Source organism: Arthrobacter sp. StoSoilB22, assembly GCF_019977315.1.
Classification (GTDB): Bacteria; Actinomycetota; Actinomycetes; order Actinomycetales; family Micrococcaceae; genus Arthrobacter.
This window is the reverse complement of record NZ_AP024652.1, coordinates 386,094-395,276: the sequence shown is the minus strand read 5'-3', so window position 1 is coordinate 395,276 and position 9,183 is coordinate 386,094. Positions and strand designations below refer to the sequence as shown.

10 protein-coding genes are annotated in these 9,183 nt (G+C 64.8%); 4 read left to right on the top strand and 6 right to left on the bottom strand.

What is annotated here, in order from left to right; translation table 11 throughout:
• Nucleotides 1–3: 3 nt before the first annotated feature.
• Both LDN70_RS01950 and LDN70_RS01945 read left to right on the top strand, forming a co-directional pair.
• Complete coding sequence (locus tag LDN70_RS01950) at nt 4–1,791, top strand: ABC transporter ATP-binding protein (RefSeq protein WP_223941560.1); 1,788 nt, start codon at nt 4–6, stop codon at nt 1,789–1,791.
• Entirely contained in the window at nt 1,788–3,542 is a 1,755-nt protein-coding gene (locus tag LDN70_RS01945; RefSeq protein ID WP_223941559.1) for an ABC transporter ATP-binding protein, read from the top strand. The genes LDN70_RS01950 and LDN70_RS01945 overlap by 4 nt, the downstream gene beginning before the upstream one ends.
• Here LDN70_RS01945 and LDN70_RS01940 read toward each other — a convergent pair.
• On the bottom strand, nt 3,525–4,451 hold the full coding sequence (locus tag LDN70_RS01940) for a spermidine synthase (protein ID WP_223941558.1): 927 nt from the start codon (nt 4,449–4,451) through the stop codon (nt 3,525–3,527). The two genes, LDN70_RS01945 and LDN70_RS01940, sit on opposite strands and share 18 nt — an antisense overlap.
• 117 nt (nt 4,452–4,568) lie before the next feature.
• Between LDN70_RS01940 and LDN70_RS01935 the strand changes: the two genes are divergently transcribed.
• Complete coding sequence (locus LDN70_RS01935) at nt 4,569–4,754, top strand: hypothetical protein (protein ID WP_142936968.1); 186 nt, start codon at nt 4,569–4,571, stop codon at nt 4,752–4,754.
• A 69-nt stretch (nt 4,755–4,823) separates the two neighbouring features.
• On the opposite strand, the gene LDN70_RS01930 is transcribed toward LDN70_RS01935, so the two are convergent.
• Nucleotides 4,824–5,729, bottom strand: coding sequence for a ferredoxin family protein (locus LDN70_RS01930; protein WP_223942577.1), 906 nt, complete (start codon nt 5,727–5,729; stop codon nt 4,824–4,826).
• 44 nt (nt 5,730–5,773) lie between these two features.
• On the bottom strand, nt 5,774–6,979 hold the full coding sequence (locus LDN70_RS01925) for a cupin domain-containing protein (protein WP_223941557.1): 1,206 nt from the start codon (nt 6,977–6,979) through the stop codon (nt 5,774–5,776).
• A gap of 14 nt (nt 6,980–6,993) precedes the next feature.
• On the opposite strand from LDN70_RS01925, the gene LDN70_RS21110 reads away from it, so the two are divergent.
• Nucleotides 6,994–7,542 carry a hypothetical protein gene (locus tag LDN70_RS21110; protein ID WP_286198875.1) on the top strand — a complete coding sequence of 183 codons (549 nt, stop codon included), beginning with the start codon at nt 6,994–6,996 and terminating at the stop codon, nt 7,540–7,542.
• Nucleotides 7,543–7,548: 6 nt separating this feature from the next.
• Here the strand turns inward: LDN70_RS21110 and LDN70_RS01915 are convergent, their stop codons facing one another.
• The 3 genes from LDN70_RS01915 to LDN70_RS01905 are packed head-to-tail and all read right to left on the bottom strand — an operon-like array spanning nt 7,549 to nt 9,100.
• The gene (locus LDN70_RS01915) at nt 7,549–8,052 is read right to left on the bottom strand and encodes a GNAT family N-acetyltransferase (protein ID WP_223941556.1); all 504 of its coding nucleotides are present in this window, start codon (nt 8,050–8,052) and stop codon (nt 7,549–7,551) included.
• 3 nt (nt 8,053–8,055) lie between these two features.
• On the bottom strand, nt 8,056–8,727 hold the full coding sequence (locus LDN70_RS01910) for an O-methyltransferase (protein ID WP_142936971.1): 672 nt from the start codon (nt 8,725–8,727) through the stop codon (nt 8,056–8,058).
• 40 nt (nt 8,728–8,767) lie between these two features.
• Nucleotides 8,768–9,100, bottom strand: coding sequence for a thiamine-binding protein (locus tag LDN70_RS01905; protein WP_223941555.1), 333 nt, complete (start codon nt 9,098–9,100; stop codon nt 8,768–8,770).
• Nucleotides 9,101–9,183: the final 83 nt, after the last annotated feature.

Sequence of the window (9,183 nt, the reverse complement as noted above, 5' to 3'; positions counted from 1 at the left end):
AGCATGCCCTCCGGTTCTGCCACTACGTCCTGCCCGCCCGGGCTCAAACAGCGAGCACCTTGGACTGTTTCCCGTCTCTTCACCCTCACCTTGTTCGCCAATCGCCGCTGGAGGCTATTGCTTGTGGGCTGCGCCGGACTTGCCCTGCATCAGATCAGCGAGGCTTTGGTGCCGGCAACTATCGGCGCCGCGGTGGACAACGCCATTGAACCGAACGACGTCGGCGCCCTCCTGAGATGGTTGGGCGCCTTGGCTGTGGTGTTCGTTGTGCTTGCTTTGTCGTGGCGCCTGGGCACGCTGGCCACTGAGCGATCCTTCAATTACGGCTCCCATGACCTCCGGCAACTGGTGGTGGAACGGACACTTCACCACCGCGGCATGGCCGCGCGGCGGGCACCCGGCGAAATTGTGGCCATTGCTTCTTCCGACGCCGACAGGGTGGCCGGGCTGTCCTGGCTGATCAGCGGTGGTCTGGCTGCCGCGGCCGGGGTGATCACCTCGGCCGTTACCCTCCTGTTAATCTCGGTACCCCTGGGCCTTGCCGTTCTCCTGGCAACCCCGGTCATGCTGCTGGTGATGCACCGGCTCACTAAACCGCTCGAGAACCGCAGCGACATGGAGCAGTCCACGGCTGCTCGGGCCGGCGCCCTTGCCACCGATTTCATCACCGGATCGCGACCCCTCAAGGGCCTTGGTGCCGAGGATGCGGCCATCGCGCGCTACCGTGCCGCGAGCCGGGAATCCCTCACTTCCGCCCTGAAAGCCATTCGCGCCAAGTCCGCTTACACAGGAGCCAGCACAGCCCTGTCCGCAGCTTTCCTGGCCGGTATCGCCTTCTTCGCAGCCTGGTTCGCCGTTCAAGGAACCATCACAGTGGGGGAACTGGTGGCCGTTGTTGGCGTGGCCCAATTCGTTCAAGGACCCATGGCGTCATTGGGTTTCCTCAGCGTGGAACTCGCACGCAAACGCGCTTCGGCCGCACGCATCGCAGTCCTGCTTGAGGAACCAAACGCTGTACCCGCCCGGAACGCGGAAGAACGTACGACGGCGGCAGTTGGCTCAGCGGCAACACTCACCTCGCCGACGGAACCAGCGCCATACGGGGACCCAGCGCCGCTGCTCGAACTCAGCGGCAAGGCAGACAACAGCGTGTTCCCGCCCTTTACTGCGTCAATCGGCGAAATCGTGGGCGTCGTTCTTCCGGACGGTGACCAAGCGCGGAAACTCGTTGACACTCTCGGCTTCCGCACACCGGCTCCCCCGGGTCTGATATCCATCGATGGCCGCGATGCCGCCCATCTTGACCCCCAACACGTTCGTTCACGGGTCTTCGCCGACCGCCACGATGGCGTCCTGTTCCGCGGCAGTGTCCGCGAAAACGTGGCGGTGGCCAGCACGGAACTTGAGGAACGCGCCCTGGTGGCTGCCGCCGTCGAGGACTTTGTCTCGCAACTACCGGAAGGCACGGAAACTGTTCTCACCGGGCACGGCCAGAGTCTCTCCGGAGGCCAGCGGCAGCGACTGGTGCTCGGCCGCTCGCTGCACCAGAAGCAAGCGGTGATTGTCCTGCACGACCCCACTACCGCCGTCGATACCGCTACCGAAGCCGTCATTGCCGATGGCCTGCGCAACTTCCCGGACAAGGCCCTGGTGCTGGTGACCACGAGCCCCACACTGCTGGGCATTTGCCATCGGGTGGTGGTGGGCGGAGCCGATGGGCCACCGGAAACCGGAACGCACCGGGAGCTTCTTGCCACGTCCGCCGGCTACCGTGCAGTGGTGGGCTCATGAGCGCGGAAATCCTGCCCATTGCCACGCCACGTGAGACCCGGAGGGCCATGTGGCGCCTGTTGGCGCAACGCCCGGCCAGGCTCACGCTGACCATTGTGGTGTTGCTGGCGGCGTCCTGTTGCGGATTGGCGGCCCCGGCAATTTTGGGTGTGATGGTCAACATCGCGGCCTCTGGCGGGGACGTCATGCCCCTGCTCTGGCTGGCAATCGGGCTGCTGGTTGCTGGTGGACTCGGCGCCTTGCTGGGCATTCTGGGCCAGAACCTGCTGGCGCGGATCTGCGAGGAAGCCCTCGCCGGACTGCGTGAGGAAGTGTTCTCCGCCGCCGTCCGGAAGCCGCTCGCCCAGCTGGAAAAGGCGGGCATCGGCGACGTCGTGGCCCGCGTGTCCGGCGACGTTGAAGCCGTCAGCGAGGCCATCTCTGGCGTGCTGCCGGCGTTCACCAGCGCTGCCTTCACCATCGCCGTGACGCTGCTGGGCCTGGGCGTGATCGACTGGCGCTTCGCAGTGGCCGTGCTCGTGGCGGCACCCCTGCAGGTCTTCACCCTGCGGTGGTTCCTCAAGCGAACCGCGCCCATCTACCGGACCGTTCGTATCACTGAGGCCAACCGGACCGAGCAGATCATTGAGACCGTGCACGGTTCGCCGTCTGTTGTGGCGCTGGGCCTTGGCTCTCGCCACGCTGATCTGGTGGCGGCCGCGTCCCGGGAGAACATCGGCCATTCGCTGCGCGGGGTGGGTTACCTGACCCGCTTCTACAATCGCCTCAACTTGGCCGAACTCATCGGCTTGTCCGCAGTCCTGGTGGTGGGGTTCTGGCTTCACGCCGAGGGAACCGTGACCATCGGCGCGGCCACTGCTGCGGCGCTGTACTTCTACCGGCTGTTCGATCCGATCGGGCTGGTTCTGGGGCAGTTCGATGAGCTTCAGAAAGCCGCGGCCGGATTGGGCAGGATGTTTGGGCTCACCATGGCTGCAGGGCCAACCACCGCCCGATCCTCGTCACCGGCCTCTGATGCCGGCATCGTCCTGGACAACGTCACCTTCGCCTACCCCGGTCAGCGGCCCGCTCTCCACGGAGTCTCCCTCACGGTGCAACCCGGGGAGCGAGTGGCCATTGTGGGCACCTCAGGCGCGGGGAAGACCACCCTCGCCAAAGTCATCATGGGCTTGGAACACCCTTACAGCGGGACAGCATGGGTGGGCAGGCTGGACTCCGCCGCTGCTGCCCCGTCAGAGCTCCACGAGCGCATCGCCATGGTCAGCCAGGAGGTGCACGTCTTCTCGGGCACACTCGCCCAGGACCTCAGGCTCGCCAAACCGGACGCGTCCGCCGATGAACTTACGCAGGTGCTGGAGGCAGTTGGGGCTACTTGGGTTGAAACGCTCGACGACGGACTGGAGACTGCCGTGGGCGCGGGGGGCCACCAGCTCACTCCCGAGCAGGCGCAGCAGTTGGCCCTTGCACGTTTGATGCTAAAAGACCCACCCTTGGCAGTCCTGGATGAAGCTACAGCTGAGGCCGGAACGGGATCGGCCCACATGTTGGATCAGGCTGCCGAAGCAGCCTTGGCCGGAAGGACCTCAGTGGTGATCGCGCACCGGTTGTCCCAAGCAGCCTCGGCTGACACCGTGGTGGTCATGGAGCAGGGGCGGATGGTCGAGTCGGGTTCCCATCAGGATCTGCTGGCAGCCGAGGGCCGCTACGCCCACTTGTGGGAAGCCTGGAACAGCTCACTCAGCCGAAGCTGAAGGGCCCTCCCCCAGCGTCTCCACGGTAACGGGATCGTGCCGCACCGGGATTCCCTGGGCAAAAGCACGGACTTTGGCGTCGTCCCAGATGTGTGCCGGGACCCCGCCACCCAGGAGCCTCCGGGCCAACGTGGGGTCGTCGCCGAACGGCGCGTGGCTGCCGGCCATGATCATGTTGCCGTAGCGTCGCCCCTTGAGCATGGCGGGATCGGCAATGATCATGGTGTGCTCGAACGTGTCCGCGATGGTGGCGGCGTCGGCCCGGGCGTTCTTGAGGTCAGGGGCGTCGCCGGAATTGACCACATACAGTCCATCGGGGGCCAGGACTGAGTCCGCATGAGCTGTGAACTCCCTGGTGGTCAGGGCGCGGGGTGTGAAGGCCCCGGCGAAAACATCCCGGATGATAAGGTCCCGGCTGTCCGGGGTAAGGGACTCGGTGACCTGCCGTGCTTCACCCACACGGATCCGCAGCATAGGTGCTTTGGGGAGGTCGAACCAGCCACGCACATATTCGGCCAGCTTCCCATCGAGCTCAACAACCACCTGACGCGCTTCCGGATAGGCGGCATGGAAATACCGCGCCATGGAGCAAGCTCCCCCGCCCAGGTGCAGGGCACGCAATTTGGGTTTCTGCTCCCGGGGCCACCGGGATTCCACCAGCGCCGCAATCCAGCGCATGTACTCAAAATCGAGGTACAGCGGATCCGAGAGGTCAATGTGCGAGCTCATGACGCCGTTGATCTTGAGCAGCCAGCCATTGGAGTTGTCCTGGTCCTGAAGCAACTCGCAATCGCCGGTATCGATGTAGTAGACCCCCGCCACCGGACCGTCAGGCCGGGTGCCTGTGGGCACCTCGACGACTCCCGCCGTCGACCTTTGCGACTTACTGATCCTGCCGCGTTTCGCCACTACTTTCGTCCTGCCTGAGTCATGCTCCAAGCCTAGTGGAGCGCTGCATGACCTCTACCCGTCACAACAAAGTAAGGCTACTTACAGTTTTGCCTGTAAGAGCCATATGATCTCTACATGGAACTCGGAGCATCGGTATGGGCGGAGGTGTTGACCGTGGCGGTCGCTTGGCTGACGGTGGTCTGCCTCCTCCTGGCACGCGTGCCCAAACCACCCAGCCTGCTCGACACGTCACTGGACGGCTCGCCCCTGGACGGCTCGCCCCTGGACATGGATCGACCCGAGGAAACGAAACCGCGCTGAGGCTCCGGGGAGAAGTGAGGCCCCCAGGAGAGGTGAGGCCCCCCCAGGGAGAGGCTGACGGCCGTTTCGTCAGGCAGACCGGACTGACGTCGGCTCGTAAACCACAACAGAACCCGTCGACGGCGCCAAGCACGTGAGCTGGCTCGGCACGGAGCGGCGGGCCAGCAGGTCCACCGTGATATTCGCCGGGCGGGGCGGCCTGCCGGTGATCTGAACACGCCACAGTTCGCCGTCGCGCACGGTTTCCGTGACCACATAGTGGTGCCGGCCGGCAGGACCGAAACGGGCCAGCACGGCCACAATGGCCGCTTGTTGCACCGGGGAAAGGTCCGTGTACCCGCGCAAATACTCTGCGTGGATGCGATCGGAGAAATGACTCTCAATCGTGGCTACGGACGACTCGGCGTCCAGACCTCCGTAATACACACCGTCCGGAGCCAGCACGGCGTTCGCAGCGAACCTGTCACCGCCAACATGGGAGCACTCCCACACCAGGTCCGGCCAACGCTCGCCCAGCGCACGCCCCACCGGCCGGCCACGCACTGCGCAACAGGGATCATGCCGGCCATGCGCGCAGATCAGGATGACCGGCGGGAGTCCAGGGTCTCCGGGGGATGCCAATGCAGGAACGATCCCCGCGAGGTCCGCATCCTGCTCCCACGATCCCCAGAGCTGCCGATGGGCGCCGGAGCTCTCATAACGCAGTACTGCCCAACGTTTTGGACCGTGCCGCGGGCGGGGGCCTGGACGTCGCACTAAGAGGACCCTTGCACCAGCCGTCCGGGCTGCCGTGGAAACGAGGGCTTTGGTTCCGGCCTCAAGATCAAGGCCTTCGAAACCACTGGGCGGCCATCCGGCCCGATGCTCTATGAGGATCCAGACCGTGCCCGGTGACGCCGTGCCTGCCATCGAGTCGCCGCGCACGCGGGCGCTGTTGGCACAGAAGAAACCTGGAGCTGCAGCCACCGGGGACATCACGGCTCACCGTCCCTGTTCATCAATATCAATGTTCATCAATATCAATGCTCAGCGGGGACGAGGACTCCTGCGCGCAACAGCCTTTCCACGAGTTCAACCCCTAGATCCTCTGCCAGGTGCTCTCCTCCGTCCAGCAGGCGTTTCACGGACGGCAAATCGGCCTCGGGGAAGTCGAGCCACCCCACGCGGGTATTCAGCCGCGAGCCCTCGAGCCGGGCTTCCAGCGCGTCCCGGAGTCGAATCAGCGATCCTGGCCCGAGGCGCTGAACAGCTGCGAGCTGGGCCACCGGACCAAGCGGGGCCGGACGCCCCTGCCCCCTCCGTGCGCGCTGGAACTGGGAGCTGGTATCAGCCTCAAGCACGGCGGCGGCAAGGCGTTCACGGATAGCAGCGAGTTCCCCCTCGGGTCCATCCACGCCCAGGGGCAAAGATCCGCGCATCTCCGGGTCATCGCACAGCGCAGCAAGCGCGGCCTGCGCGAGCTGTTCGGCCAGCGCATGGCGAGTCCACGTGTGGACTCCCAACGTGAGGTGAATCGAAACTTCGCCCTGTGCCTGAGCCGCATGCAACCAACCACGCGGGAGATAAAGGACATCGCCGGGCTCGAGGACCGTGTCAATGTAAGCGGGGCCTTGAGCAGCCTCGACGACGTCCGAGCGGCGATCGGTCCACGGCTGGCTACGCAACGGGTCCACGTGGACAGGCTCGTGGATAATCCAGCGCTTGGTTCCTTCGATCTGCAGGACGAAAACGTCGTGAACATCGTAGTGGTCGTCGAAACCGCGGTTCTGAGGCGGCGTGATGTAAGCGTTGGCCTGCACAGGATGCCCCAACTCGGTGCTCAACTGAGCACTGAAGCGTGAAACTGGATCCCACGTTCGATGCAACGCCTGCAGAACGAGGGTGGCTCCGTCAGAAAATTTGCGCCACAGAGCAGTGTCATCAAGCTGGTCCGAGATGGTGGCCCCAACGCCCGCCGGGGACGTGAAAGAGGATTCGGGAAGCGTGGAGCCGCCCTTGGCGACGCGAAGAAAAGGGGTGCGCAGACCGCGACGCGAAATCAGTTCGTCAACGGCGCAGGCAGAAAACACGTCGGAGAAGTCGCTGACGCCACGGCTAAGCAGCGCGGTGCGCCCCCAGACGTTGCCGGCAAACTTTTCAAGGCCGACGTCGATCAGTCGTGTTTCCAGGACCCCGGCGCCCTTCACTGCGCCGGGCTCCTGGAAATCAGTGCTGGTAGAGCTCAAATTCAGCTGCCCTGTTGTTCGGCGCCGCCATCGGCACCGCCATCAGCGCCGCCGTCGGCACCACCGTCAGCACCGCCGTCGTGAGTGCCGGGGACGCCAGCCGCGCCACCGTCCGCGGGGCCTTCAGCACCGCCATCGGCACCGCCGTCGGCACCGCCGTCGTGAGTGCCGGGGACGCCAGCCGCGCCACCGTCCGCGGGGCCTTCAGCACCGCCATCGGCACCGCCGTCGGCACCACCATCAGCACCGCCGTCGTGAGTGCCGGGGACGCCAGCCGCACCACCGTCCGCGGGGCCTTCAGCACCGCCATCGGCACCGCCGTCGGCACCACCATCAGCACCGCCATCGTGAGTGCCGGGGACGCCAGCCGCGCCACCGTCCGCGGGGCCTTCCTGCTGGTTTGGATCCTGCTCTGGATCAGTCATGCTTCCTCCCGAGAATCGAATGGCGTACTCAGGCTCCGATTTCGGCGCCCGCTTTCAACCCGGGCGATCTTCAGCCGCACCGCCCGTGATCACCATATCCATATGGGTCAGCTGTGGGAACAGCTTGGGCGGATGTGATTCCAGCTAAGACACGACGCCGGGACGCACCATCCGATGTTCCGGCAGGGAGTACCAGGACGGGTCGCAGAGTTGGCGCTTTCCGTCCGGCACAAAACCGTTGCGCCGATAAAAAGCCTGGGCGCGAGGGTTGTCATCCAACACCCACAGGTAAGCAGGTCCGTCGCCGATCAAGGCCTTCACCAACGCCTGCCCCACACCCCGTCCATGAATGCTTTCCAAGGTGTAAAGCATGAACAGCTCCCGTTCGCATGGTCCGTCCTCGTCTTGTCCGGGACCTGCGGCGCCAAGGCCCACCAAGTGACCGTCGGGGTCATGGGCCAACATCCGGGTGTGGCCCGCAGCGATGAACGCCCGGTACCGTTCGATGCGGTCCGGCAGTGCCGCTTCCTGCTTCTCGAAGAACTCCGGAGGCAGCAAGTGCCCGTAACTCTCCTTCCACGACTGGACGTGCATGTGGGCCATGGCCTCGGCATCGTCAACCGTTGCCGGGCGAATCGTGAAATCCATCGGCTACCGCACCCTGGCTATCGCGAAGCCGTCCCAGCCCTTGCTGCCGACCGTCTGGATGGCCGTGGCATCGAGGCGCGGATCCTGGCCCATCTTTTCCAGCATCGCCACGATGCCCGGCGCGTTATCGGGGTCACGTGCAGGCTCCAGGATGGCCCCGTCCCAGATGACGTTGTCCACCACAATCACCGTGCCTGAGCGCCCCAAGCGGATAGCCCAGTCGAGGTAGTTGGAGTCGTTCTCTTTGTCGGCGTCAATGAAAACGAAGTCGAACGCTTCCTGCCCCGCCAAGGTGGGAAGGGTGTCCAGGGCAGCGCCCACCCGGATATCCACCTTGTGGCCCACACCGGCGGCATCAAGGTTGGCGCGTGCGACGTCCGCGTGCTTTTGGAGGAATTCGCACGTCACTATCCTGCCGTCGTCGGGCAGCCCCTGTGCCATCCACATACTGCTGAACCCTGCCAGGGTCCCGATCTCCAGCACCCGCCTTGCACCGGACATCTGCACGAGCATCCGGAGGAGCTTTCCCGCGTTGGGGGCGACTTCGATTGCCGGCATGCCGGCCTCCACGGCGGATGTCACGGCGCGCTGATGCGCAGGATCAGGACGAACGACGACGTCAGTGAGGTAACGCTCTACGTCCACCCAACCAGGCTCGGTTACGTGTTCAATCATGGCCCCCAGTCTGGCACTCACCGCACCTTGGGGGAAGGATCTAGTCCGTGGCGGAAATGGCCTCTTCGAGCCGTTCAACCTTGCCGGTCAGCTCACCGCTGTAACCGGGCCGGATGTCTGCCTTGATCACCAGGGAGACGCGGCTGCCGTAGCGGCCAACCGCCTCGGTGGCGCGCTTGACGACGTCGAAAACCTCGTCCCATTCGCCTTCGATGGTGGTGAACATGGAGTCCGTGTGGTTGGGCAAACCTGACTCGCGGACAATCTTGACCGCGGCAGCGACGGCGTCGTGCACGGAAGCGTCAGGGGTTGGTCCCCCGTTGGCGGCGGAAGAGGGCTGGCCCGAAGGGGCGACTGAAAATGCAAGCAACATGAAATCCAGTGTTTCATGTACCGGTTTGTCATATAAGAACGTACTCCCGCGTAACAACGGACCCGAGGCGCTCCATTGCTACC

Bases quoted from the DNA above. Each gene is read 5' to 3' on its own strand.
- LDN70_RS01910 (WP_142936971.1), bottom strand. From the start codon at position 8,727: ATGATTGAACACGTAACCGAGCCTGGTTGGGTGGACGTAGAGCGTTAC.
- LDN70_RS01915 (WP_223941556.1), bottom strand. From the start codon at position 8,052: ATGGATTTCACGATTCGCCCGGCAACGGTTGACGATGCCGAGGCCATG.
- LDN70_RS01935 (WP_142936968.1), top strand. From the start codon at position 4,569: ATGGAACTCGGAGCATCGGTATGGGCGGAGGTGTTGACCGTGGCGGTC.
- LDN70_RS01930 (WP_223942577.1), bottom strand. From the start codon at position 5,729: ATGTCCCCGGTGGCTGCAGCTCCAGGTTTCTTCTGTGCCAACAGCGCC.
- LDN70_RS01950 (WP_223941560.1), top strand. From the start codon at position 4: ATGCCCTCCGGTTCTGCCACTACGTCCTGCCCGCCCGGGCTCAAACAG.
- LDN70_RS01905 (WP_223941555.1), bottom strand. From the start codon at position 9,100: ATGTTGCTTGCATTTTCAGTCGCCCCTTCGGGCCAGCCCTCTTCCGCC.
- LDN70_RS01945 (WP_223941559.1), top strand. From the start codon at position 1,788: ATGAGCGCGGAAATCCTGCCCATTGCCACGCCACGTGAGACCCGGAGG.